Below are 24,256 nucleotides of genomic sequence, written 5' to 3' on the forward strand. Positions count from 1 at the left end.
TCCTTTGTACTCACCCTCTCGGGCTTTCCTCCGGGCGCTTCCCTTCGGTCTTGCGTTTCCGACTCTATCAGATCTTTTTCTCGACCTGACCCCCAGTCAGCGGGGCTTGTCTTCCCGGCCGTTGGGCCGTTCCGACGTCTCAAACCTTAGCGGCTTCCTCCGTGTTTCCCAAATCGGGGGCGGGAATTCGAATTCAGGCATGCCGAAATCGTTCCCGCTGGGAGGTCGTGCTGGGGTTGTGAGTGCCGCAGGTGCGGCGGAAGGTGTTGCCGGAGAACCGTGACGGCTCTGTGGCAACCCGAAGAACTCTACGGATCGGCAAGGTGACTGTCAACCACCCTTGGCCAAGATCTTTCAGTCGAGGTCGGTGAGACGTCCGCCGGCGTCCGGCTGGGCGTCCTCCACCCTGCGCAGGAGGCGGGTGAGGACCTCACCGAGCGCCGCCCGCTCGTCCTGGTCGAGATCCTGGAGGAGGTCCGTCTCGAAGACGGTGGCCATACGCATGACCTCCTGCCACTTCTCCCGGCCGGCCGGGGTGAGCTCCACGATGACGCGCACCCGGTTGGTCTCGTCCCGCTCCCGGGTGACCAGCCCTTCGGCGACCATGCGGTCGATCCGGTGGGTCATGGCGGCCGGAGTGAGGCCGAGACGCTTGGCGAGGTCGCTGGGGCCCATGCGGTACGGGGCGCCGGACAGCACCAGGGCCTTCAGGACCTCCCAGTCGGCGTTGGTGATGCCGAGCTCGGCGGTCTGCCGGCCGTAGGCCACGTTCATCCGCCGGTTCAGCCGGGACAGCGCGTTGACGATCTTCTCGACCTGGGGGTCGAGGTCCTGGAACTCGCGCTGGTACGCGGCGATCTGCTCTTCGAGTGTCGGCTCGCCGAGGCCGGAGGTGTCGCCCATGCTCCGCAGTATGGCACGCCCGCTCTTTGCCTTGAAGTCCTTCACTATGTACTCTTTAGCTTCGAACTTTAGCTTCTAAGTCTTTGGATCTAACTAGTGAGTGAGGTGAACGTGACCAGGGCGATGGGCGCGGCGATGCGCCGGATCCACGTGGGCAACGCGCTCAGTGCGTTCGGGCTGGGCTTCACGGTTCCGTACCTGTACGTCTATGTGGCGCAGGTGCGAGGTCTGGGGGCCATGACGGCGGGTCTGGTACTCGCCGTCTTCGCCGTGGCCGCGCTGATCGTGCTGCCGTTCGCCGGGCGGGCCATCGTCCGGCGGGGTCCGCTGCCGGTCCTGCTCGCCGCGCTGGTCACGGCCGCGATCGGCGCCCTGAGCCTGGGGCTGTCGAACAGCGCCGCGACGGTGCTGCTGTCGGCGTCCGCGCTCGGTGCCGGGCAGGCGGTGATGCAGCCGGCGCTCGCGACGATGATCGTGGACTGCTCCACCACGGAGACCCGGTCCCGTGCCTTCGCCACGCAGTTCTTCCTGCAGAATCTCGGGCTCGGCGTCGGCGGACTCATCGGCGGCCACCTGGTGGACCCGACCGAGGCCGGCTCGTTCACCCTCCTGTTCTCCATCGAGGCGGCGATGTTCCTGCTGCTGGTCGTGGTGATGGCGACGGTGCGGATGCCGCGCGCGCCGCGGCTGACGGACGCGCCGCAGCAGTCGGCCGGAGCGAGCTGGAAGCAGCTCCTGGGCAACCGGGCCATGGTGCAGCTGTGCGTCCTGGGCTTCGTGCTGTTCTTCGCCTGCTACGGCCAGTTCGAGTCGGGACTGAGCGCGTACGGCGTCGAGGCGGCCGGGATCTCCACCTCCGCGCTGGGAACGGCGCTGGCGGCGAACACGCTGGTGATCGTGATCGCGCAGTTCGCGGTGCTGCGGTTCGTGGAGCGGCGCAAGCGCTCGCGCGTGATCGCGTCCGTGGGGCTCATCTGGGCCGTGGCCTGGGCCGTGGCCGGTTACGCCGGTCTGGGCGACGGCAGTCAGGCGATGGCGACCGCCGCGTTCATCTCGACGTACGCGCTGTTCGGACTCGGCGAGGCGCTGCTGTCGCCGACGCTCGCGCCGCTGGTCGCCGATCTCGCGCCGACCGGGATGGCCGGCCAGTACAACTCGGCGTTCGCCCTGGTGAAGCAGCTCGCGCTGGCCGTGGGTCCGGCGGTGGGCGGGCCGATGGGGGCCTCGCTGCACGCGCCGTACATCGTGGTGTTCCTGCTGTTCTCGCTCGGCATCACCGTGCTGGCGGTGCGGCTGGGGCGGCAGCTCACCGAGGTGCAGAACCATCCGTCCGCGGCGCGGAGCCGGGTCGTGGCGCAGAGCGGCGCGGCAGCCGGACAGGCCCCGGCGCACGCCTGATCCCCGTCGGCTCCCGGGCCGCCGGCTAGGCGCCGCCGGTCTTCGGCAGGAGGAACTCGCACCAGACCGCCTTGCCGCCGCCCGGGGTGCGCCGGCTGCCCCAGCCGGAGGCGATCGTCGCGACGATGGCGATGCCCCGGCCGGATTCGTCGCCGGGCTCCGCGCGGCGGCGTCTGGGCAGGTGGTCGTCGCCGTCGGTGACCTCGATGATCAGGCGGCGGTCGGTGCGTCGCAGGCGCAGCCGCATCGGCGGTGTGCCGTGCTGGAGGGAGTTGGCGACCAGTTCGCTGGTCGCCAGGACGCCCAGGTCGTGCAGTTCGACGGGGAAGCGCCAGCTGGTCAGCACGCCGGACGCGAAGGCACGCGCGCGGGGGGCCGCCTCGACGCCGCCGAGCAGTTCCAGCGCGGCGTTGCGGAAGAGTTCGCTCTCCGCTCCCTTGCGTGCCGGGTGCTGGAGGACCAGGACGGCGACATCGTCGTCGTGGTCCGGGGTCACCCCGGCCGAGCGGACCAGGCGGTCGCAGACGACCTGAGGGCTGCCGGTGGCTCCGGCCAGGGCGCCCTCCAGGGCGGCGATGCCCTCGTCCAGATCCTGGTTCCGCCGTTCGACCAGGCCGTCCGTGTAGAGGACGGCGGTGGAACCGGGGCCGAGGGGGACCGAGCCGGAGGAGTGCATCCAGCCGCCGGTGCCGAGCGGCGGCCCGGTCGGTTCGTCGGCGCGCTGCACCATGCCGTTCTCGTCGCGGACCAGGATGGGCAGGTGGCCGGCGGAGGCGTACACCAGGCGGCCCTCGTTGGGGTCGTGGATGGCGTAGGTGCAGGTGGCGATCTGGTTGGCGTCGATCTCCATGGCGAGGCCGTCGAGGAGCTGGAGGACCTCGTGCGGCGGGAGGTCGAGCCGTGCGTAGGCCCGCACGGCGGTGCGCAGCTGGCCCATCACGGCGGCGGCCCGCACCCCTCTGCCCATCACGTCGCCGATGACCAGGGCGGTGCGGCCGCCGCCCAGGGTGATCACGTCGTACCAGTCGCCGCCGACGGCGGCCTCGGTGCCGCCGGGGTGGTAGGTGGCGGCGATGCGCAGGTCGTCGGGCTCCTCGAGCTCCTGCGGGAGGAGGGAGCGCTGGAGGGTGACGGCGGTCTCGCGCTGCCGGCGCTCGCTGGCGCGCAGGCGCTCGGCGGCCTCGGCGTGGTCGGTGACGTCCGTGGCGAAGATCAGCACCCCGCGGCCCTCGCCCTCGCTGACGGGGGTGCAGGTGAAGGTGTAGGAGCGGCCGTCGGGGGCCTTGCGGGACTTCAGCGTCCGGGGCTTGCCGCTGCGCAGGACCTGGCCGAGGAGGGGCAGCAGGCCGAGCGCATCGAGTTCGGGGAGCGCTCCTCGCGCGGGGGCGCCCACCGGGCGGGCGCCGAAGGCCGCCGTGTAGGCGTCGTTGACGTAGGCGATGCGGTGGTCGGGGCCGCGGACGAGGGCGACGAGGGAGGGGACGCGGTCCAGAACCTCGCGCACTCCGAGCTCGTCGACGGCGGGCACGGGCTCCGTGTCGTCGGAGAGGTGTCCGCCGCGGGCCGCGGGCACGGAGCCCTCCCCCCGCCGGTCCGGGGAGACCGCCTGCTCGGTCCGCGCTGCCGCGCGGCGCTGCGTTCCGGGGAGCCGGGCGCTCCAGCGCGTGAAGTTCACGAATCCTTGCCTCGTGTAGTTGTCGGCGGCCGGAAACCGGGACCGGCCGGGACCCCGGAGGGCCGCACCGGGGTGGGCGGGGACCCGCCCGCGGTGGTGGACCAGTCTGGCAGGGTGCCGACCGGGCCGACATCCGTCAGACGCCGGGCCGGCCGCAGGAGTTCCTGACTCCGGTCAGGACGACCCCTTCGTGTCGTGCGGGGGGTCCAGAGGAGGCTTTCCACCGGCCGCCAGTTCGAACTCCGCACGGGGGTGCTCCAACGACCCGAGGGAGACGATCTCCCGTTTGAAGAGCCCCGCGAGGGTCCACTCGGCGGCCACCCGCGCCTTCCGGTTGAAGGTCGGGACCCGGCTGAGGTGGTAGGTCCGGTGCATGAACCAGGCGGGGAAGCCCTTGAGCCTGCGCCCGTACACCTGCGCGACTCCCTTGTGCAGCCCCAGGGAGGCGACGGAACCGGCGTACTTGTACGCGTACGTCTCCAGGGGTTCCCCCCGCAGGGAGTGGACGACGTTGTCCCCGAGGACCCGTGCCTGGCGGAGGGCGTGCTGCGCGTTGGGGGCGCATTCCCGCCCCGGCTCCCGGGCGGTGACATCGGGAACGGCGGCGGCGTCCCCCGCGGCCCAGGCGTGCGCGGCACCGTCGACGGCCAGTTGGGCGGTGCACCTCAGCCGCCCGCGCCCGTTCAGCGGCAGGTCGGTGGCGGCGAGCACGGGGTGCGGCTTGACCCCGGCGGTCCACACGACCGTACGGGTGGGGAAGCGCGATCCGTCGCTCAGTACGGCGACACGGTCGGCGCAGGACTCGAGCCGCGTCTCCAGGCGTACGTCGATGTTGCGGCGGCGCAGTTCGGTGACCGTGTACCGGCCCATCTCCTCGCCGACCTCGGGCAGGATCCGCCCGGAGGCCTCGACGAGGATCCACTTCATGTCCTCGGGCCGGACGTTGTGGTAGTACCGGGCGGCGTAGCGGGCCATGTCCTCCAGCTCGCCGAGCGCCTCGACGCCCGCGTAGCCGCCGCCGACGAAGACGAAGGTCAGGGCCGCGTCGCGGATCGCCGGGTCACGGGTCGACGAGGCGATGTCCATCTGTTCGAGGACGTGGTTGCGCAGGCCGATCGCCTCCTCGACGGTCTTGAAGCCGATGGCGTGGTCGGCGAGGCCGGGGATCGGCAGCGTGCGCGCCACGGAACCGGGGGCGAGCACCAGTTCGTCGTAGGCGATCCGCCGGCCGCCCGTGCCCTCCTCCTCGGTGGCGAGGGTGCTCACGGTGGCGGTGCGTTTCCCGTGGTCGATGGCGGTGGCCTCGCCGATGACGATGCGGCACCGGTCCAGGACACGGCGCAGCGGTACGACGACATGACGAGGGGAGATGGCGCCGGCGGCCGCTTCGGGGAGGAAGGGCTGGTACGTCATGTAGGGGTCCGGGGTGACCACGGTGATCTCGGCCTCGCCCCGCCCGAGTTCCCGTTTCAGCTTCCGCTGGAGACGCAGGGCCGTGTACATCCCGACGTAGCCGCCGCCGACAACGAGAATGCGCGCACGTTCCTTCACCATCCCATGACGCACCCGCCGCTTGCGTTTGTCCACAGCCTCGACGAATTGTGTGACCGGGAGGCCGCGCGCCCCGGGGTTGGCCGATTCACCGCCTTCGGCGTCATCCCCGCAGGTCATCCGTCGTATGCCCGCTATCGCAGGGGGGCATATTCAGGACGTATACGACCCGTGGTCCGATCGAGGGGCGCTCCGTGCGGAACCTGCCCCTTCTGAATTGACCCCCTCTCAACTATGTTCGTGTGTCGACGGGGTGTAGGGGGCTGTGCCGACGGGTCCGCGACGGGCGGTACCGACGGGCCGGGCCTCTTCCACACCGCCGGCCATCGAATGGCTGGGAGAAGTCTCCGGGGGGAGACGTCATTACCGGGGGAATACATATGCATGTTCAGGGCTCTCATTGGTCTTCCGCCGTCGCGACGGGTGGCGCGCTGAGCGCTCCCGCGGGCGGCCCGCGCGGCGACGGCGTGCGCACGGCGCCGCTGCGCGTGGACGCACAGCGCAATCTGGAGCACGTGCTGCGGGCCGCGCGTGAGGTGTTCGGCGAGCTGGGGTACGGCGCGCCGATGGAGGATGTGGCCCGCAGGGCGCGGGTCGGTGTGGGCACGGTGTACCGGCGCTTCCCGAGCAAGGACGTCCTGGTGCGGCGGATAGCCGAGGAGGAGACGTCCCGGCTGACGGAGCAGGCGCGAGCGGCACTGGGCCAGGAGGACGAGCCGTGGTCGGCGCTCTCCCGCTTCCTGCGCACCTCGGTCGCCTCCGGCGCGGGCCGGCTGCTGCCGCCGCAGGTGCTGCGGGTGGGTGTGGCGGAGGAGCACGGTCCGGCGGACCACGCGCGGCGGCTGCCGCAGCAGCGGACGCAGACGGCTGGTGCCGGGGAGCTGCGGCTCGTGCCGGAGCAGTCGGCCGGCGTGGCGGACGACGCGGGGGCCGGGCAGCTGCTCGATGTGGTGGGGCAGCTGGTGGAGCGGGCGCGGGCGGCGGGGGAACTGCGGCCGGACGTGTCCGTGTCGGACGTGCTGCTGGTGATCGCCACGGCGGCGCCGTCCCTGCCGGACGCGGCGCAGCAGGCGGCGGCGTCGGCGCGGTTGCTGGACATCCTGCTGGAGGGGCTGCGCTCGCGTCCGTTGTAAGCGGGGGCGCGCACCCCGGCGGCGCTCGGGGCCGGTTGCACCGGCTGGTGCTTGCGACGTGCCGAGGTCGGCCGGCGCCGGGTCAGCTGCGGGCCGCAGTTGCCCGGCGCCTACGGGGTGCCGTCGCGTCCACCCTCCCCCACCGCCCCGCAGACGGCCGGCAAGGTCAGCGGGTGGGGGTCGGGCTGGCTCCCAGGGCCCCTCGCTGGGGGGCGATGCCGCCCGGGACCGCTCGCTGGCGGGCCGGGGTGCCGGTCCAGCAGGTGCCCCGGCGGGCCAGCAGCCGGCGCAGCCACACCTCCAGGGCGACCAGGTCCGCCAGACCGTCCAGCGGCAGCGGTTCCCCCTCCGCCGCGCCCCGCAGCGCCTTGCGCACCACCCGCGCCTCCACCAGCCCCGCCTCCGCCAGCAGCGGCGTGTCGAACAGCGACATCAGCGTGCCCGATGCCACCCGCAGCCCCGACCGCGCGGCGGCCGCCGGGGTGGCCGTGCCCGGTGCTCCCCACCCCGCCGGCAGCTCCCGCACCCCCGCCCCCTCCAGCACCGACCGCAGGATGGAGGCCCGGGCCCCCGGCTGTACCCGCAGCGCCTCCGGCAGGGCCCGGCACGCGCGCACCACCTGGTTGTCGAGGAACGGCGCGTGCAGCCGCTGCGAGCGGATCTCGGCCGCCTGCTCGAGCACCCGCAGGTCCGCGGCGTGCCGCGCCAGCGCCGCCCGGGCCCTGAAGTCACCGGGCCGCTGCCCCGGCCCGATGTCGGACCGCCGCGTCGACGCCTGGAGGCGAACCGATACTTCAGCGAGTGCCTCCCCGGTCAGCCAGCGCGCGGCCGGCCCGGGCCTCCCCCAGGTCAGCGCCGCCAGCGAGGCGTCCGCGGCCCCCGGCCCGTCGTCGTCCAGCCGCCGGTGCAGCAGCCGCTCGGCGAGGTTCTCGAGACCCGTCCGGTACGGCGTTCGCGCCAGACGCCGGGCCGCCGCGTACACCCGCGCCGGCACCATCACGGACCCGTCCGCCTTCGCCAGCGCCGCGACCGGCCGCACGAGGTGCCGCCGTTTGCGGTCCATCAGCAGGTCGGCCAGCCGCGCCGGATGCGCGTCGAGCACCTGCTTGGCCCCGTACCCGGTGAAGTGGTCCGCGCTCCCGGCGGCCAGCCGCGCCCGGTGCCGGGCGGCGGACACCAGCGAGGGACCCGGTTCGTCCGTCAGCGGCCCGTCCAGTTCGACGTAGGGAAGCGTCGATTCGCCACCGGCCACGACCACGTGGTGCAGCCGGGGATTGGCCGCCAGCGCCCCCGCACGCTCCAGTTCGCCCTCGTCGCGCCCCCCGGCGGATCCACCGGCCAGATCGTTGAAGGTGACGGCCAGCAGCCGCTCCCCCGCCCCCGTCCCGTGACCCAGCACGGTCCCCGGCCGCCCCGGCAGTCCCGCCGCCAGCAGTGCCAGCGCCCCGGACGCCGGTCCGCCGGACAGGTCCGCCCCGATGCCCGGCACCGGTGTCCCCCGGGCGGCCCGCCGCTCGGCGGGTCCCATGCCCGGCACGGGTCCGGGGTCCATGTCGGCGCCGGGGACGTGCCGGGGTGCCGCCAGCCGGGTGCGTACGGCTTCCACCAGGGCGTCGCGCACGCCGTCCACCGCGTGGCCGGGGTCGACCGGCGGGGCGGCGACGACGAGCGAGGCGACGGGTTCGTACCCGGCGATCTCCCGGGCGCCCGCGCGGAGGATCAGCGCGTGCCCCGGCGGAACGCGTTTCACGCCGTCGTACGGCGTGGAGTCGTGGAGGGCGGCCGGTACGTCGGGGGCGGCGAGCAGCGCGGCGAGGTGACCGAAGTCGAGGTTGGCCTCGACGAGGTCGGCGAGCGGCAGCGCGGCGGTGGCGTACGCCGTGCCTCCCGCCCAGGGGGTGTGGAACACGGGCCGGGCTCCGGCGAGGTCGCCGCACACGGTGACCCGGCGTCCCACCTGCACTACGGCCGTGTAGCTGCCGGCCCAGGCGGTCAGGTGGCGCAGCGCGCCGCCGCGCGCGGCGAACAGGGCGACGCGCAGCTGCTCGTCGGTGGCGCCGCAGGTGCCGAGGACGGCGATGCGGGTCTGCGGGTCGGCCTCGACCACCCGGACCTCGTCGGGGCGCCAGTCGCCGACCGCCCAGAGCGGGTCGGGGTCGCCCCACAGCGGCTGGGATCCCACGGGCTGCACGGTCTCGCCGTCCAGCCCGGTGGCGCCGACGGAGCCGGTGGGGCCGAACCCCATGGCTCCGGCGGCGGTGCTGCTCCACCCCACCAACCACCGCATCGCCGCCTCCACAGGCTGTGGACAACCAGTGCATCGCACTGACCGGTTCCCCATGCTGCCATGAAGGAGGCGCCCGGTACCGGTGCCGGAGCCGTCTGTGCTCCGTCGAATGCGCCCCGGCGGATCCACCTAGCCGGAACACACCCCGATCCGAACGCCCGCTCGTCACACCCGGGGTGCCACCCCGTCACCCCGTCGCCGGCACCCTGCGGACCACGCCGCCGCGACGCGAATGCGCCCCCACGGCGCGCCCCCGTAACCCCCAACGCGCCGTCAATTACCTGGGTAGAAGCGCGGATACACCCGAAAGAGCGGGGTCGATTTTCAGCCGAATTGGAGCGGTGAGAACCACCTCGAACACGCTCCGTGCAGGCTTTGCGCACCGCTGGACGGTCGCGCAGTCCGGGAGACGGTGCACGCCTCCCGGACCGTTCCACCGCCCGCGGGGATGTAGGCGGCGGTGTCCCCCAGCCCACTGGATCCAGTACAGCGGGCCGACCCACGCATCGCCCATGGAACCGCTCCCGTGGTGGCCGGAGAAGAGCGCACGCACGGGCGCACGGCCACACAACGGGAGCACGACGCAACTGCGCGTATCGGACCCGCACTTCAGTGCGGACCACAATCCCGCCATCCGGAAGAATGCCCCTTAACGCTTGGGATGCGGCGAACTACGCTGGGTTTACGAATGCCGCACGGTTATGCCAGCGCGGCAGCCGTCTGTGTCGAGGGGTGGCGCATGTCCAGGGAGCAACGCGGGCCGAACGAGAAGCTCGGCGCCGTTCTCGCCCTCGCGGGAATCTCCAACGCGGGCCTCGCGCGGCGCGTCAACGACCTCGGCGCCCAGCGAGGGCTGACGCTTCGCTACGACAAGACGTCGGTGGCGCGCTGGGTGTCGAAGGGAATGGTGCCGCAGGGCGCGGCACCCCATCTGATCGCCGCGGCCATCGGCCAGAAGCTGGGCCGTCCCGTGCCGCTGCACGAGATCGGCCTGGCGGACGCGGACCCCGCCCCCGAGGTGGGCCTCGCCTTCCCGCGCGACGTGGGCCAGGCGGTGCGCTCCGCGACCGAGCTGTACCGGCTGGACCTCGCGGGACGCCGGGCCGGCTCCGGCGGCATCTGGCAGTCGCTCGCCGGTTCGTTCGCGGTGAGCGCCTACGCGACGCCCGCCTCGCGCTGGCTGATAACCCCGGCCGACAGTTCGGTGGCGCGGGAGGTGAACCCCGCCGACGGCTCCGGCGCACCGCTCAAAGTCGGCCACAGCGATGTGCGCAAGCTGCGGGAGGCCGCCGACGACGCCCGGCGCTGGGACTCCAAGTACGGCGGCGGCGACTGGCGTTCGTCCATGGTGCCCGAGTGCCTGCGGGTCGAGGCGGCCCCGCTGCTGCTCGGCTCCTACTCCGACGACGTGGGCCGTTCGCTGTTCGGCGCGGCGGCGGAGCTGACCCGGCTGGCCGGCTGGATGGCCTTCGACACCGGCCAGCAGGAGGCGGCCCAGCGCTACTACATCCAGGCGCTGCGCCTGGCCCGCGCGGCGGCCGACGTCCCGCTCGGCGGTTACGTCCTCGCCTCGATGTCCCTCCAGGCGACCTACCGCGGCTTCGGCGACGAGGGCGTGGACCTCGCCCAGGCCGCCCTGGAACGCAACCGGGGCCTGGCCACCGCCCGCACCCTGAGCTTCTTCCGGCTGGTGGAGGCGCGCGCGCACGCCCGCGCCGGGGACGCCCAGGCGGCCGGTGCCGCGCTGAAGTCGGCGGAGAGCTGGCTGGAGCGCTCCCGTCCCGGTGACAGCGACCCCGTCTGGCTCGGCTTCTACTCCTACGACCGGTTCGCCGCCGACGCCGCGGAGTGCTACCGCGACCTGAAGGCGCCCCGTCAGGTCCGCCGCTTCACCGAGCAGGCCCTGTCGCGGCCGACGGAGGAGTTCGTGCGCTCGCACGGACTGCGCCTGGTCGTCTCCGCGGTCGCCGAACTGGAGTCGGGGAACCTGGACGCGGCCTGCGAGCAGGGCGTGCGCGCGGTGGAGGTGGCGGGCCGCATCTCGTCCGCGCGCACCACCGAGTACGTCAGGGACCTCCTGCACCGTCTGGAGCCCTACGGCGACGAGCCGCGCGTGGTGGAGCTGCGGGAGCGCGCCCGGCCGCTGCTGATGACCACGGCCTGACCCGCACCGCGGGGCGCGCGGCCGTTGTCAGTGGGGCGGTGCACTATCGATGCCGGAGGTGGTGCAGGTGGTGGTGGCACGGTCGTACGACTGTGACGTGCTGGTGGTGGGCGGCGGGATCGTCGGCCTGTCGACGGCGTACGCGATCAGCCGCGCGGCTCCGGGCACCCGGGTGACGGTGCTGGAGAAGGAGCCCGGCCCCGCCCGGCACCAGACGGGCCGCAACAGCGGGGTCATCCACAGTGGTGTCTACTACCGCCCCGGCTCGCTGAAGGCGCGGTACGCGGTGCGGGGCGCGGCGGAGATGGTCAAGTTCTGCGCCGAGTACGACATCGCGCACGCGGTGACCGGCAAGCTGATCGTCGCCACGGACCGTGAGGAGCTCCCGCGCCTGCACGCCCTGGTCCAGCGCGGCCGGGAGAACGGCATCGCGGTCCGTGAGCTGTGCGGCGGCCAGATCGGGGAGTTCGAGCCGGAGGTGGAGGGTCTGGCGGCCATCCACGTCGGCACGACCGGCATCTGCGACTTCGCGGCGGCCGCCCGCAGGCTCGCCGAGGCGTCCGGCGCGGAGATCCGCTACGGGACGCGGGTCGTCCGCGTCGACCGCCGTCCCGGCCGGGGGGTGGCCGTCCTGACGGCCGGCGGGGACGTCGTGCGCGGCCGGGTGCTGGTGAACTGCGCGGGGCTGCACTGCGACGAGATCGCGCGCGCCACCGGGGACGAGCCGGACGTGCGGATCGTGCCGTTCCGCGGCGAGTACTACGAGCTGGCCCGCCCGGAGCTGGTGCGCGGCCTGGTCTATCCGGTGCCCGACCCGGCGTTCCCCTTCCTCGGCGTCCACCTCACGCGCGGCATCGACGGGGGCGTCCACGTCGGCCCGAACGCGGTGCTCGCCCTGGCCCGCGAGGGCTACGACTGGCGCACGGTGCGCCCGCGCGAGCTGGGGGCGACCCTGGCCTGGCCCGGCTCCTGGCAGCTGGCCCGCCGCCACTGGCGGTACGGCACCGGCGAACTCCACCGCTCCCTGTCCAAGGCGGCCTTCACCCGGGCGGTGCGCCGGCTGCTGCCCGCCGTGCGGGAGGACGACCTGGTGCCGGCACCGGCCGGGGTGAGAGCACAGGCGGTGCTGCGGGACGGCACGCCGGCCGACGACTTCCTGATCCAGGAGACCCCCCGCGCGGTGCACGTGCTGAACGCTCCCTCCCCCGCGGCGACGGCGTCCCTGCCGATCGGGCGGGAGATCGCGCGACGGGCGATGGCGCAGCTCACGGCGGCGGGAGGATGAGGGCACGCCGACCGCCGGCCGGGCCCCCGTAAAATCGGGAGCACTGTGTCTGACTCCGTGAGCACCCCCGAAACAGCCCACCCGGCATCCACGCCCGGTGAGTCGATCCGCCGTACCCGGGCCAAGGGCGAGCCGCGGTTCCCGGACGGACCGAAGGCCGACCCCGCCGGGTCGCACTTCGAACGGCGGATCCGCAGCTTCCAGCCGCGCCGCAGCCGTGTCACCGCCGGGCAGGCGGACGCGCTGCAGCGGCTGTGGCCCGCGTGGGGGTTCGACATCGACGGCAGCCGGCGCCTGGATCTCGCCGCGTTCTTCGGCAACGACAACCCGGTCGTGCTGGAGATCGGCTTCGGCATGGGCGAGGCCACCGCGGCGATGGCCGCCGCCGACCCCGGCACCAACCTCCTCGCGGTCGACGTCCACACCCCCGGCCAGGGCCATCTGCTGGGTCTCGCCGACCAGCGGGGGCTGAGCAACGTGCGGGTGGGCAACGGGGACGCGATCATCCTGCTGCGCGAGATGCTCGCCCCGGACTCCCTGGACGGGCTGCGCGTCTACTTCCCCGACCCGTGGCCGAAGAAGCGGCACCACAAGCGGCGGCTGATCCAGGAGGAGTTCCTCACCCTCGCCGCGGCCCGGCTGCGGCCGGGGGCGGTCGTGCACTGCGCCACCGACTGGGAGCCGTACGCGGAGCAGATGCTGGAGGTGCTCACCGCGCACCCGGCCTTCGAGAACACGCGGGCCGACGGCGGTTTCGCGCCGCGTCCCGCGTTCCGGCCGCGCACCCGTTTCGAGGGGCAGGGGCTGGAGAAGGGTCATGTGGTGAACGACCTGCTCTTCCGCCGCGTACCGCACGGGGAGCGGGCCGGGCACCCAGTCTGAGACCGCACGCCGTCCTGCCCCTCCCCCGTTAGGGTCGATCCCGTGGCCACCAGCCCTCCGTACCCGGCGCACCCCGGCGACGTCCCCGGCGGGCCACGGCGGCACGCGCACTGGTGGCAGCGGCCCTGGGTGCGCTACGCCGCGCTGACGACCCTGCTGACGCTGTCCGGTCTGGTGATCCTCGCCCTGGTCCGCGAGCAGACGGGGACCGAGGGGTTCCTGGTGGGGCTCGGGCTCGCCGTGCTCCCGGTGCCGCTGCTCCTGGCCGCGTTCCGCTGGCTGGACCGGGTCGAGCCGGGACCGTGGCGGAACCTGGTGTTCGCCTTCGCCTGGGGGGCGTGCGCGGCGGCGCTGATCGCGATCGTCGCGAACAGCTTCGCCACGCGGTGGATAGCGACGGCGACGGCCGACCCGGTCGGCGCGGACACCCTGGGGGCGACGGTCATAGCGCCGGTCGTGGAGGAGTCCGCGAAGGCGGCGGCCGTCCTGCTGGTCTTCCTCTTCCGCAGACGCGACTTCACCGGGATCCTCGACGGTGTGGTGATCGCCGGGGTCACCGCCACCGGGTTCGCGTTCACCGAGAACATCCTCTACCTGGGCACGGCCTTCGGCACCGACCAGCTCACCGGTGGCAGCGGCGTGGCCTCGGTCACCGCGGCGACCTTCTTCGTCCGCATCGTGATGTCCCCGTTCGCCCACCCCCTGTTCACCGTGCTCACCGGGATCGGTTTCGGCATCGCCGCGCTGTCCACGGACCGGCAGCGGCTGCGGCGGGTCCTGCTGCCGCTGTGCGGGCTGCTCCTCGCGATGGGCATGCACGCCCTGTGGAACGGTTCCGCCACGCTCGGCCACTTCGGGTTCTTCGCCGTGTACGCGGCGTTCATGGTGCCGGCGTTCGGTCTGCTGACCTGGCTGGTGGTGTGGACGCGCCAGCGTGAGCTGCGGACGGTGCGCACGGAGCTGCCCGCGTACGTGGTGGCCGGCTGGCTCGCCCCGGCCGAGCCGTTCGCCCTCGGCTCGATGCGGGCGCGCCGCCTGGCCCGCAGGTACGCGCGCCGGCACGGCGGGAAACCGGCGGCGCGCTCGGTCGCCCAGTACGAGGCGTACGCGACGTCGCTGGCGTTCCTGCGGCACCGGGGCCGGACGGGGAGGGCCGGGTCGGACTTCGTGGGCCGGGAACGGGAGCTGCTGCTGCAGCTGTGGCACCGGCGGCAGGCGGCGCGCCCGGCGCTGGACCACGCGGCGCGGCTCACCGCACCGCCCGTCGCGTACCCCGTCGCGCCGTGGCCGGGGGCGTACGGGCATCCGCCGTACGGGCCCAGGCCGCACGGGTCTCACCCGTACGGGCCCTTCCCGTACGGGAGTCCTCCGTACGGGAATCCGCGGTACGCGCACCCCTCGCCCGGGAACCCGCCCTACGGCCGGAACACCTGACCGGCAGCCCTGACGTCGGGGGGTCGTCGTCGGGACTGCCGGTGTTCGCGGGCGGGGGACTCAGGTGGTGCCGCGGCTCAGGGGTTGAGGCCCTTGCTCTGCAGCCACGCCATGGGGTCGATGCCCGAGGAGGAGCCGCCGGAGTGGACCTCCAGGTGGAGGTGGGCGCCGGTGGAGTTGCCGGTGGAGCCGACGCGGCCGATCACGTCGCCGGTGTTGACCTTCTGGCCGACGCTGACGCTGATGGAGGACTGGTGGGCGTACCAGATCTCGGTGCCGTCGTCGAGCGTGAGCACGGTCTTGTAGCCGTAGGAGCCGTCCCAGCCGGCGGAGGTGATCGTGCCGGTGTGGACGGCCTTGATCAGGGTGCCGGTGGGGGCGGCGAAGTCGAGGCCGGTGTGCTGGCCGGAGGACCAGTAGGCGCCGGACTGGCCGAACGTCGAGGAGATCGTGTACGAGGAGGTCGGCAGCGTGTACTGCTTGGCCAGCTCGGCGAGGCGCTTGGCCTCGGCGGCCTTGGCGGCTTCCTCCTCCGCCTTCTTCTTGGCGGCCTCGGCCTTGGCCTTGGCCTCCTTCTCCGCCTTGGCGGCTGCCTCGGCGGCCTGCTTCTCGGCGGCGGCGAGGGCTTCGGCGGCTGCCTTGGTCTCGGCCTGGCTCTGCTGCTGCTCGACCTGCGCCATGATCCGGGAGCGCAGCGCCTCACCCGCGCCGGCGGCGCCCTGTTCGGCGTCGGCCTCGGTCATGCCGAGGGTGCTGAGCGGAGTGGCCGACCCCTCGGGCGTTTCCTCGTCGGAGATGAGGGAACCCACGTTGGGGAGGTCGGGCATGGAGATCGACACGGGCGGCTTGCCGGTCTGGGCGGTGGCCATGCCACCGGCGCCGACCGCGGCTATGACACCGACACCGAGGACGGTGGAGCTGCGGGCGAGTCCTCCCCCGCGCTGCTTGGCGACGCGGTGCCGGCCTCGAACGGGGCGAATGGACTCCGCGGTGGGGTTCCACTCCTCGAAGGGGCCCTCGTCGGTGCGGTCTCCGCCGTAGGCGAAGGTGTCGCTCGGCTTGAACGGGGCCTCGGGGGCAGGCGGGTTGGACGCCACGTGGGCGCGCTCCTTTCCTTCCTTCTCGCCTACCGGGTTAGCTGACGGGTTCGGAGCAGGAAGGTCTCCTACGCGCGTATACGAGCCGTGTCTCCACGACCGCGTCTGCGCGATTCACCCCAAGTTGGTGGTTCCCCGGTTCCCTTGCGGGATTCGGCGCGTGCGCACGGAGCCGCCTTCTGTGACGGCTGGGACGACCGCGCTGCGTTATCGAACGTTAATAGACGCGAGGGCCGGATTCCAAGCCGTTCCTCTTGATCATTAACGAATCCGGGGTGGACTTACCCGCCACGAGCGGGCAAAAACGGGCGAGTTGACCGCGCTTCAGATGCGTTTCCGTATCTGACGGTTCGTCATTTGTTATGCGTTGCGGGACGGACCGCTCACGCTGAGTGAGGGGCGGGGTGGGGACGGAAACACCGAGGGCCGGAACCCTTATCGGATTCCGGCCCTCGGCCTTCAGTAGCGGGGACAGGATTTGAACCTGCGACCTCTGGGTTATGAGCCCAGCGAGCTACCGAGCTGCTCCACCCCGCGTCGTTGAGACCACTGTACGCCATCGGCGGGACATGCCGCACACCCGTTACGGACGGCCCGGCGTCAGCCCCCGGTCAGATGGCGGTTCGGCGCCTTGGCGCGCTCCTCGTACTCCGGCAGGACGACGACGGTGGCGCCCCCGTCCCGCAGCACGCCGCTGCCGTCGGCCCCCGCCACGAACGTGTCCGGCTCCCGCCAGGCCGTGACCACCCGGCGCACCCCCGCGTCCAGGATCAGCCGGGCGCACGGCACCGGCCGGGACGCGCGCCGGGCGCACGGCTCCAGGCTGGAGTACACGGTGGCGCCGGCGAGCCGGGGGTCGGCGGGGTCGGTCCTGGCGAGCGCGGCCTCCTCCGCGTGCACCACCGGATCCCCGCCCTCCCGGGAGTGCCCGCGCGCCAGTTCCGTGCCGTCGGCGGCCACCACCACCGCGCCCACGCTGAACGCGGTGCCGGAGGGCGGGCACTCGGCGGCCAGTGCGCAGGCGAGGGCCAGCCAGTGGTGGTCGGCGGCGGAGGCCACCGTGCCGGTGCCGGGCGCGGTGGGCTCGTAGCGCATCAGGACGACGTCGCCGACCGGGCGGGTCTCCACCAGTCGCAGCCGGCCGCCCTGGTAGGAGCCGGGTCCGAAGAGGCGGGGGGCGTCCGGGTCGCCGACGAACAGCGGGGCGAGGACCAGCTGGAGCTCGTCGGCGAGGCCCTGGGTGATCAGCTGGGTGTGGATCAGGCCGCCGCCCTCCACCATCAGCCGCCGCACCCCGCGCACGGTGCCCAGGTGCTCCAGGAGCCGCCGCCAGTCCAGCTCGGGACCGAGCGGGACGACGTCGGCGGCGAGGCCGAGGGCGCGGGCCCGCCCGGCGCCCCGGTCGGTGGTGTAGAGGACCTTCTCCCCGCCGGTGTGCCAGAACCGCGCCGCCGGGTCGAGGTCGCCGGAGCCGCTGACGGCGACCTTGAGCGGGTATGCGGGCCTGCCCTCGCGGATCCGGGCGGCGCGCCGCTCGGGCGAGTTGACCAGCAGCCGGGGGTTGTCCGCGCGGATCGTGCCGGCGCCGACCAGGATGGCGTCCACCCCTGCCCGCACCTCGTCGACCCGGTCGAAGTCGGCGGGGCCGGACAGCAGCAGCCGCTCGGGGCCGGTGTCGTCCAGGTAGCCGTCGAGGGAGACGGCGGCGGACAGCAGGACGTACGGACGGTGCATCGGCGTACTCCGGGTGAGGGTCGGCGGCGGGCGCGGCCGTGGTGCGGCCGGCCCCAGTCTGACAAGCCGCCGGGCGGCCGGACGCCCGCGCCCCGGCCGGTCAGGGTTCGATGAGGCCCACGCGGATGGCGTACCGGGTGAGTTCCAGGCGGTCCTTCAGGCCCAGCTTGGCCAGCAGGTTGGCGCGGTGCCGCTCCACCGTCTTGGGGCTGATGACCAGGAGGTCGGCGATCTGCTGCGAGGTGTTGCCCTCGGCGACGAGCTTGAGGATCTCCTCCTCGCGGTCGGTGATGGCCTTGGCCGGCAGGGTCCGGCCCTCCCGGGCGAGGTCGAGGTAGTTGTGGATGAGGGCGTTGACCGCCCCGGGGTAGAGGAACGGCTCCCCGCGCATGGTGGCGTGGCAGGCCTCGACGAGATCCTGGTCGGCGACGGACTTCAGGACGTAGCCCGAGGCGCCGGCGGCGAGCGCCTCGAAGAAGAACTGTTCGTTGTCGTACATGGTCAGGATGAGGATCCGCGTCCCCGGCAGGGTGCGCGAGAGCTCACGGGCCGCCTGCAGACCGGTCAGCCGAGGCATGGCGATGTCGAGGATGGCCAGGTCGGGGCGGTGCTCACGGGCCTGTTCGAGGGCTTCGGCGCCGTCCGCGGCCTCGGCCACGACGGTCAGATCCGGTTCGCCGTCCAGGATGAGGCGAACCCCCCGGCGGACCAGCGCGTGGTCGTCGGCGAGGAGGATACGGGTGGGGGCCTGCTCGGTCATGTCAGCGTTTCCGGTCGGGGGGCGTCGGTCACGGGGGTGGAGCGTGTGCGGGCGAGGACGGGCCCCGCAGCGGAACGAGGGCGTGCGCGGGGAACCGGGCGGGGACGGGGACGGCCAGGCGCACCTCGGTGCCGCCGACGGCACGGGACTCCACGCTCACCACGGCGCCGACGAGCAGGGCGCGCTCCCGCATCCCGCGCAGGCCGGCGCCCTCCTCGGCCCGGCCGATGCCCCGCCCGTCGTCACGGACCCTCAGCTCGACACCGCCGGAGGTGCGGTACAGGGCGATTTCGGCGCGGCGGGCGCCGGAGTGCCGGGCGGTGTTGGTGAGACCCTCCTGGGCGACCCGGTAGATGACCAGCTCCGTCTCCCGGTCCAGCTCCGGCAGGTCCGGGGCGAGGCTGTGCTGCACGCTCAGACCGGGGCCGCCGAACTCGGTGGCGAGGGCCTTGAGGGCGCTGGCCAGGCCCAGCTCGTCGAGCACCCCCGGGCGCAGCCGGCGGGCGATGCGCCGGATCTCCTCCAGGCTGGCCCGGGTGGTCTCCTGCACCGACCGCAGTTCCTCGCGCAGCTCGGGCGGGGAGTGGTCGGCGGCGCGCTTGAGCTGGAGCAGGACGGCGGTCAGGGACTGGCCGACCTCGTCGTGCAGTTCCTGGGCGACGCGACGGCGTTCGCCCTCCTGCGCGGACAGGGCGCGGGCGCTGCTGGTGGCGCGCTCGTCCTCCAGGCGGTCGAGCATGGTGTTGAACGTGGTGATCAGTTCGGCGATCTCGCCGCGCCCGCCGACGGCGGGGCGGCGTCCCGGCCGGAGCAGGTCGGTGGTGGTCATCGCGCGGGTCAGCCGCTGCAGCGGCGCGAGCCCGACGCGCAGCAGCAGCGCGTTGGCGACCAGCATGGCGGCCAGGCCCACGGTGAGGACCGCGGCCTCGGTGAGCAGTACGGGGGTGGATACGGTGACCGGTCCCAGCAGCAGGGCCGTGGCGACGATGAGCACGACGGCGTTCAGCATGAAGATCCGCCAGAACAGAGGCACCCGTTGTCGCCTCCTCGCCATGGCGCGCTCACCCGGGCTCCCGGTGCGGCGGGAGCCCGCGACGGGCCCGCGGACCGGGGGCGCGGCGCGGGCCGTCACCCTCCAGCCTGTGCCTTGATCAGCCGTCGCGCCATCCGTGACAACCCCCATTTTCCGGCTGCGGGTCCGGCCGTGCGGCGCTCGGCGTGCACACCGCCCCCCGCCGGAAATGGGGCCCCTCCGGTCCGGGGATGGGGCCCGCGACCGATGGCCCCGACGGGGGGTGCCGGGGGAGCCTGGAGTCTCCGGTACCGGACGATACGAGAGATCGAAATACGGGCAAACACCTTTGTACCGGCCCGAGTTCGCAGCAGGCCCGTGAACCCTCCGTCCGTCCCGCGGTACCGGGACGACGGCCGCCGGCTTGTCAGCGTGCGGCCACCTTCTGGGAAGGAGGAGCCGTGCCCCGGCCCCACGACGATCGCCTGGTCGCCCTCGCGGCCCGACTCGAGCGCGAGGATCCCCGGTTCGCCCGTTCGCTGTCCACCGGGCAGCCGACCCGCCCCCGTGAGTACCGGCGCACCGGCGCCTGGTGGGCGCTGGTCATCGGGGTGCTGATGCTGATCGCGGGAGTGATCGTCCCGGACGGACTGCTCATCGCGGCGGGCCTGGTCCTCTCCGGCATCGCCGTCCAGCTCCTCGACCCCGAACGCCGTCACACGCCCCGCGGGTCCCGCGCTCCGCGTACGCCCCGTACACCGCGTACGCCTCGTACGCCCCGCTGACCGCGCGCCGGCCCCGCCGCGGGCTCCGGCGCCTCCGCTCACCGCACCCCGCGTTCCGCCAGCGCCGCCTTCAGGCTGCGCAGGGCGTAGTACACGCGGGACTTCACGGTCCCCTGCGGGACGCCCAGGGCGACGGCCGCCTGCTGGGTGGTGCGGTCCGCCAGGAAGGTCGCCCGCAGCGCGTCGCGGTGCGCGGGGGTCAGCGTCTCGAGGGCGTCGTTGACCACGATGGACGACAGCATGCGCTCGATGTCGTCCGACTCCGCGCCCAGCTCCGTCAGCCAGGTGGCCCCGCCTATCTCCAGCGGGCGGGCGCTGCGGGCGCGGTGCCCGTCGATGACGAGGTTGCGGGCGACGCGGAACATCCAGGGGCGCACCGCCATGCCCTCGTCGTCGGCCAGGTTCTGCTTGTTCCAGCAGCGCAGCAGCGTCTCCTGGACGACGTCCTCCGTGCGGTGGGTGTCCCCGCCCAGCATGCGCAGCACGTACGCGTACAGCGCCGGCCCGTGTTCGAGGTAGAGGTCGCGCAGCGCCCGTTCCTCGGGGGAGGCGGCACTCGCCGATCCGATGACTGTCACGTTCATGGTTGCTCCCGCTCCGTGGGCCGACCGGCCCCGACGCGGCCTGCGTCGGGACCGGAGCTCTTGGCGGAACGGAGTGTTCCGAGGGGCGTTCCACGTTCGTTTGACGTCCGGTGTGCGCTCCGATGGACGCGCAGGCCGGAAGGGGGGTGAAGGGGTGATCCGAATGCTTCAGACGTGCGCGAGGAGCGCCTCCACCTGTTCACGGGTCCGCTCGGCGAGTTCCGCCTGGCCGGCGGTGAGCGTGCCGAGGTCGCGCAGGGTGTCCCACATGTGCAGCAGTTCCGTGCCGTGCACCGCAGCGGCCCGGTCGTCCTCGATGTGCTGCCAGGCCGCCGCCGCCCGCGCCACGTCCGACGGGGCCCGCTCGTCCCCGTTCACGCACCGGATGCGGGCCACGCCGAGAGCCAGCACCGTGGCTTCGCGGTGGTCGCCGCACAGGTGGGCCAGGTACGCCTCCAGCGCGCGGGCCTCCACCGCGTGCGGATGATCGGCACCGACCGTCTCGGCCAGGCTCTCGCGCAGCGTGGTGGCGTCGGCGTACGCCTCGTCGAGCCGCCCGGCCGCCGCCTCCGCGTTGATCCGCCCGATCCGCTCCGCGACGTCCCCGGCGAGCCCGCCGCCGGGGGCGGCCGCCGGTGGTGCGGGAGTGGGGACTTCCGGCGCCATGGAGGCGGGGGGTGCCTGCGGCACCGGGGTGGGGACATCCGGCGCCATGGAGGCGAGGGGTGCCTGCGGCGCCGGGATGGTGACATCCGGCGCCGGGACGGCGTGGGACGCGGCGGTGGCGCGGGCCCGGGTGACCGCCGCGCTGAGAGCGGAGGTGAGGGGGGCCGGCCGGGGGGCGGGGCCGGAGGCGGGTGCGGCGGGACCGGAGGGCGGCACGCCGGCGGGATCGGAGGGCGGCACGGCGGAGCCGGAAACCGACTCGCCGGGACCCGAGGGCGGCACAGCGCGGTCCTCGGCCGACTCGGCGGCTCCGGAAGCCGACACGGCGGGGCCCGGGACCGACACCTCGGCAGGACCGGAGAGCGACATGGCAGGGGCCGAGGGCGGTTCGGCGGGGGTCGGGGGCTCGGCGGGGGTCGGGGGTTGGGCGAGGTGTGGGGCAGCCGGCGCGTCTGAGAGGGCGGAGGGCTGTGAGGGTCCCGGGATCTGCAGGAGTTCAGGGGTCTGCGACGGTTCCGGGACCTGCGAGGGCCCCGGGACCTGCGACGGTTCCGGGGACTGCGGGGGAACGGAGGCGGCCGGGGGTTCCGGGGTGGAGGCGTCGAGGAGGCGGCTGGAGCCGTCCGGGGAGATCTCCAGGAGGAAGTGGCCGGTGTCGGGGCCGTCGTTCACCGTGGCGCGGACCGCGGCGGCGCGTTCCTGGGCGTGGCGCTGCAACCGGTCCAGCACCGCGTCGTGGACGGACTCGCCCGGCGCGGGGACGAGGGGTGTCCCGTCGATCTCGGCGAGTCTGTCGTCGGTGATGCGTACCCGGAAGTGGGACATGGCTCATCTCCTCAGGCGGGGGAAGCGGCGGGGTCGGGGGTGACGCCGGGGGTGGCGCCGTCCGGCGGGGCGGCGACACCGGCGTACTTGGCGAACTGGGCGCGCACGGCGGCGACGTAGCCCTGGGCCTCGTTCGTCCGGGGCAGGCCCCCGGCGGCGAGGACGGTGTCGATCCCCACGTGGTAGGCGGCCAGCGTGAGGTCCAGGGCGTCGCCCTCGGCGCGGCCGTCGTCGAGGGCCTGCTGGACCTGCTCCGCGAGGGCGCACAGGTAGCGGCCCTGGGCCATGACGGAGTCCTCCGCGTCCAGCGCCGAGACCTCGTCGTTGTCGTCGTCGTCCTCGCCGTACTCCTCGAACACCTCGGGCGGCAGCTGCGAGAGGCCCCGTTCTCCGCCGGAACCGACCAGCGAGGCGTCGAAGCCGGACTCGTACTCGATCTGGGCGGCGATGACGATCGGTCCGATCGCCTCGCACACGGCCCCGGCGTCCTTGATGGGCTCCACCAGGTCCTCGGGGACGGTGGACTCCTCCAGTTCGCCCTTGCCGTCGCCCTCGAAGACGTCCATGACCTGCTGCGCGATCTCCTCGTTGGACGCGCCGTCACCACCGCCGCCGCCACCGCCGAAGAGCAGGATGAGCGCGATGAGCGGGGCGAGCAGGACACCGAACCCGCAGATGATGATCACGACGATCGCGCCGCCGGCCAGCACGACCGGGGACAGCAGGCAGCCGCAGCCCGTCCCGGCGATGACCGTGTTCCTGGTGGCGGTGGAGGCACCGCCCTCCGCGCTCCGATCCGAACCCGCACCCATCGGCTCCCGCCTTCTTCCCCTCGTCTTGAACCGCTGTCGCCGGGCGGACCGTTGTGCTGTCCGACGGGCTCGGCAGACGCAACGGACTGCCGGGCGAACAGGTTCAAAACCGGCGTGAATCAGATGACCGCAAGCAGCGCGAGCACGAGCGAAGAGGGAGGCGGGTACGCATGAGCACTCCTTCGGCCAGGCCGTCGGTCCCGCAGGGGTGGATACGGGGCCCGAAGTCCGCACCGCCCACGGGCCCGGACACGCGGCCGGCCACGGACGGGGGCGCGGGGGGACCGGCGCCGGGGCCCGACGGTCAGACGCCCGCACCCACGGAGCACGCTACGGGCCGGGGCCCGGCGGCCCCCGCCGGGAACACGCGGGTGGCCGAGGGCTCCGGCGCACGGCCGAAGCGTCCCGCTCCTCGCCGTACCACCCCCCTGCGCCGTGCCGCCCCCGTGTCCGGTGAGCCCAGTTGGGGCGAGCCGCGGCGGGGCGGGGCCGGCCGGGCGAAGACCCGTGACACGGTCGGCTGGGTCAAGGCGCACGGCGGCGCGGGAGCGACCTCGCTGGCCGACGTCCTCGGTGGTGTGGACGTCGGCGCGCGCTGGCCGGACCCCTCCCGGGGGGAGCCGCACCGGGTCGTGCTGGTCGGCAGGACCAGCGCGCGGGGACTGCGGTCCGTCTCCCGGGCGCTCGGTGAACTGCGCGGGGAGGACGGACCCCGGGGCCTGGACCTGCTGGCCGTCGTCCTCGTCGCCGACGCGCCCGGCCGGCTGCCGCTCGGCCTGCTGGGCCGCATCCGGGTGCTGCGCTCCGTCGTCCACGTGCACCGGGTGCCGTGGATACCGGCGTGGCGCATGGACCGCCGGCCCAGGACCCTTCCCCGGCAGCTCGTCACCCTCGCCGACCTGGTGGGCGGCGAACCGTACGCCGAGGAAGCGGTGTCGTGATCCCCTTCCCGCACGGCGCCCGGTTCCTGGCCGCCCCCTACGTTCCCGGCGGCGACGCCCAGACGATCATCAACCTGCTCGCCTGGTGCGTCTCGGCGGGCGGTGTCTTCGGGCTGATCGTGATCGGCACCAACATGGCGATCCAGCTCAACCGCGGCGATCCGGGCGAGGGTTCGTCGCACTTCCGAGGTGTCTTCTTCGTCGCCCTCGCCTGTCTGGTCGCCTCGACCGCCCGCCCGCTCGTCGGGGCGCTGGGGAGCCTGGAGCTCCTGGGCCCCTGAGCGCACGGACCCTTCCGTCACCCTCCTCGCCCGTCGCTCACGGTGGG

General features: G+C 73.7%; 20 protein-coding genes, 1 tRNA gene and 1 riboswitch. Of the genes, 9 read left to right on the forward strand and 12 right to left on the reverse strand.

Features of this window, described 5'->3' with window-relative positions; translation table 11 throughout:
- Positions 1–354: 354 nt before the first annotated feature.
- Positions 355–903, reverse strand: a complete 549-nt coding sequence (locus IE172_RS05790) for a MarR family winged helix-turn-helix transcriptional regulator (RefSeq protein WP_190096023.1) — start codon at positions 901–903, stop codon at positions 355–357.
- A 123-nt stretch (positions 904–1,026) separates the two neighbouring features.
- Between IE172_RS05790 and IE172_RS05795 the strand changes: the two genes are divergently transcribed.
- Positions 1,027–2,301, forward strand: coding sequence for an MFS transporter (locus IE172_RS05795; RefSeq protein WP_190096477.1), 1,275 nt, complete (start codon positions 1,027–1,029; stop codon positions 2,299–2,301).
- A 25-nt stretch (positions 2,302–2,326) separates the two neighbouring features.
- Here IE172_RS05795 and IE172_RS05800 read toward each other — a convergent pair whose 3' ends face one another.
- Together IE172_RS05800 and IE172_RS05805 are read right to left on the reverse strand one after the other, a co-directional pair.
- Complete coding sequence (locus IE172_RS05800; RefSeq protein WP_190096024.1) at positions 2,327–3,976, reverse strand: ATP-binding SpoIIE family protein phosphatase; 1,650 nt, start codon at positions 3,974–3,976, stop codon at positions 2,327–2,329.
- Between the two features lie 174 nt (positions 3,977–4,150).
- A complete protein-coding gene (locus tag IE172_RS05805) occupies positions 4,151–5,530 on the reverse strand; it encodes an NAD(P)/FAD-dependent oxidoreductase (RefSeq protein ID WP_190096025.1) in 1,380 nt (459 codons plus the stop codon).
- A 377-nt stretch (positions 5,531–5,907) separates the two neighbouring features.
- Between IE172_RS05805 and IE172_RS05810 the strand changes: the two genes are divergently transcribed.
- The gene (locus tag IE172_RS05810; RefSeq protein WP_190096026.1) at positions 5,908–6,660 is read left to right on the forward strand and encodes a TetR/AcrR family transcriptional regulator; all 753 of its coding nucleotides are present in this window, start codon (positions 5,908–5,910) and stop codon (positions 6,658–6,660) included.
- A 166-nt stretch (positions 6,661–6,826) separates the two neighbouring features.
- Here IE172_RS05810 and IE172_RS05815 read toward each other — a convergent pair whose 3' ends face one another.
- Entirely contained in the window at positions 6,827–8,947 is a 2,121-nt protein-coding gene (locus IE172_RS05815) for an asparagine synthase-related protein (RefSeq protein ID WP_190096027.1), read from the reverse strand.
- 739 nt (positions 8,948–9,686) lie between these two features.
- On the opposite strand from IE172_RS05815, the gene IE172_RS05820 reads away from it, so the two are divergent.
- From IE172_RS05820 to IE172_RS05835, 4 genes are read left to right on the forward strand one after another with little or no spacing between them, the layout of a single operon-like run.
- A complete protein-coding gene (locus IE172_RS05820; protein WP_190096028.1) occupies positions 9,687–11,111 on the forward strand; it encodes an NsdA family TPR-like regulatory protein in 1,425 nt (474 codons plus the stop codon).
- 49 nt (positions 11,112–11,160) lie between these two features.
- Positions 11,161–12,396 (forward strand): L-2-hydroxyglutarate dehydrogenase, encoded by a 1,236-nt coding sequence (gene lhgD, locus IE172_RS05825; RefSeq protein ID WP_190096029.1) that lies wholly within the window; start codon positions 11,161–11,163, stop codon positions 12,394–12,396.
- A gap of 45 nt (positions 12,397–12,441) precedes the next feature.
- Positions 12,442–13,278, forward strand: a complete 837-nt coding sequence (trmB, locus tag IE172_RS05830) for a tRNA (guanosine(46)-N7)-methyltransferase TrmB (RefSeq protein WP_403376254.1) — start codon at positions 12,442–12,444, stop codon at positions 13,276–13,278.
- A gap of 42 nt (positions 13,279–13,320) precedes the next feature.
- The gene (locus IE172_RS05835; protein ID WP_190096030.1) at positions 13,321–14,712 is read left to right on the forward strand and encodes a PrsW family intramembrane metalloprotease; all 1,392 of its coding nucleotides are present in this window, start codon (positions 13,321–13,323) and stop codon (positions 14,710–14,712) included.
- Between the two features lie 77 nt (positions 14,713–14,789).
- Here IE172_RS05835 and IE172_RS05840 read toward each other — a convergent pair whose 3' ends face one another.
- From IE172_RS05840 to IE172_RS05860, 5 genes are all read right to left on the reverse strand, one after another.
- Positions 14,790–15,809 carry a M23 family metallopeptidase gene (locus tag IE172_RS05840; RefSeq protein ID WP_190096031.1) on the reverse strand — a complete coding sequence of 340 codons (1,020 nt, stop codon included), beginning with the start codon at positions 15,807–15,809 and terminating at the stop codon, positions 14,790–14,792.
- A gap of 11 nt (positions 15,810–15,820) precedes the next feature.
- A riboswitch (cyclic di-AMP (ydaO/yuaA leader) is annotated at positions 15,821–15,978 on the reverse strand.
- A gap of 294 nt (positions 15,979–16,272) precedes the next feature.
- Positions 16,273–16,346: transfer RNA gene (locus IE172_RS05845), tRNA-Met, on the reverse strand.
- A 63-nt stretch (positions 16,347–16,409) separates the two neighbouring features.
- Entirely contained in the window at positions 16,410–17,543 is a 1,134-nt protein-coding gene (locus tag IE172_RS05850) for a dihydrofolate reductase family protein (protein WP_190096032.1), read from the reverse strand.
- A 100-nt stretch (positions 17,544–17,643) separates the two neighbouring features.
- The gene (locus tag IE172_RS05855) at positions 17,644–18,303 is read right to left on the reverse strand and encodes a response regulator (protein ID WP_189557024.1); all 660 of its coding nucleotides are present in this window, start codon (positions 18,301–18,303) and stop codon (positions 17,644–17,646) included.
- 28 nt (positions 18,304–18,331) lie between these two features.
- Positions 18,332–19,336, reverse strand: a complete 1,005-nt coding sequence (locus tag IE172_RS05860) for a HAMP domain-containing sensor histidine kinase (RefSeq protein ID WP_190096033.1) — start codon at positions 19,334–19,336, stop codon at positions 18,332–18,334.
- A 440-nt stretch (positions 19,337–19,776) separates the two neighbouring features.
- Between IE172_RS05860 and IE172_RS05865 the strand changes: the two genes are divergently transcribed.
- Positions 19,777–20,100 carry a DUF3040 domain-containing protein gene (locus IE172_RS05865; RefSeq protein ID WP_190096034.1) on the forward strand — a complete coding sequence of 108 codons (324 nt, stop codon included), beginning with the start codon at positions 19,777–19,779 and terminating at the stop codon, positions 20,098–20,100.
- Between the two features lie 38 nt (positions 20,101–20,138).
- On the opposite strand, the gene IE172_RS05870 is transcribed toward IE172_RS05865, so the two are convergent.
- The 3 genes from IE172_RS05870 to IE172_RS05880 all read right to left on the reverse strand — a co-directional run bounded on the left by IE172_RS05870 (position 20,139) and on the right by IE172_RS05880 (position 22,987).
- Positions 20,139–20,684: a sigma-70 family RNA polymerase sigma factor gene (locus tag IE172_RS05870; protein ID WP_190096035.1), complete on the reverse strand. Its 546-nt coding sequence runs from the start codon at positions 20,682–20,684 to the stop codon at positions 20,139–20,141.
- A 168-nt stretch (positions 20,685–20,852) separates the two neighbouring features.
- Complete coding sequence (locus IE172_RS35095; RefSeq protein ID WP_190096036.1) at positions 20,853–22,175, reverse strand: hypothetical protein; 1,323 nt, start codon at positions 22,173–22,175, stop codon at positions 20,853–20,855.
- A gap of 11 nt (positions 22,176–22,186) precedes the next feature.
- Entirely contained in the window at positions 22,187–22,987 is an 801-nt protein-coding gene (locus tag IE172_RS05880) for a lytic transglycosylase domain-containing protein (protein ID WP_190096037.1), read from the reverse strand.
- A 371-nt stretch (positions 22,988–23,358) separates the two neighbouring features.
- Between IE172_RS05880 and IE172_RS05885 the strand changes: the two genes are divergently transcribed.
- Complete coding sequence (locus tag IE172_RS05885) at positions 23,359–23,928, forward strand: hypothetical protein (protein ID WP_190096038.1); 570 nt, start codon at positions 23,359–23,361, stop codon at positions 23,926–23,928.
- Positions 23,925–24,209: a hypothetical protein gene (locus IE172_RS05890; RefSeq protein WP_229885812.1), complete on the forward strand. Its 285-nt coding sequence runs from the start codon at positions 23,925–23,927 to the stop codon at positions 24,207–24,209. Before IE172_RS05885 ends, IE172_RS05890 begins: the two co-directional genes overlap by 4 nt.
- Positions 24,210–24,256: the final 47 nt, after the last annotated feature.

This window comes from Streptomyces griseoflavus (assembly GCF_014649995.1).
In the GTDB taxonomy this organism is placed as follows: domain Bacteria; phylum Actinomycetota; class Actinomycetes; order Streptomycetales; family Streptomycetaceae; genus Streptomyces; species Streptomyces griseoflavus.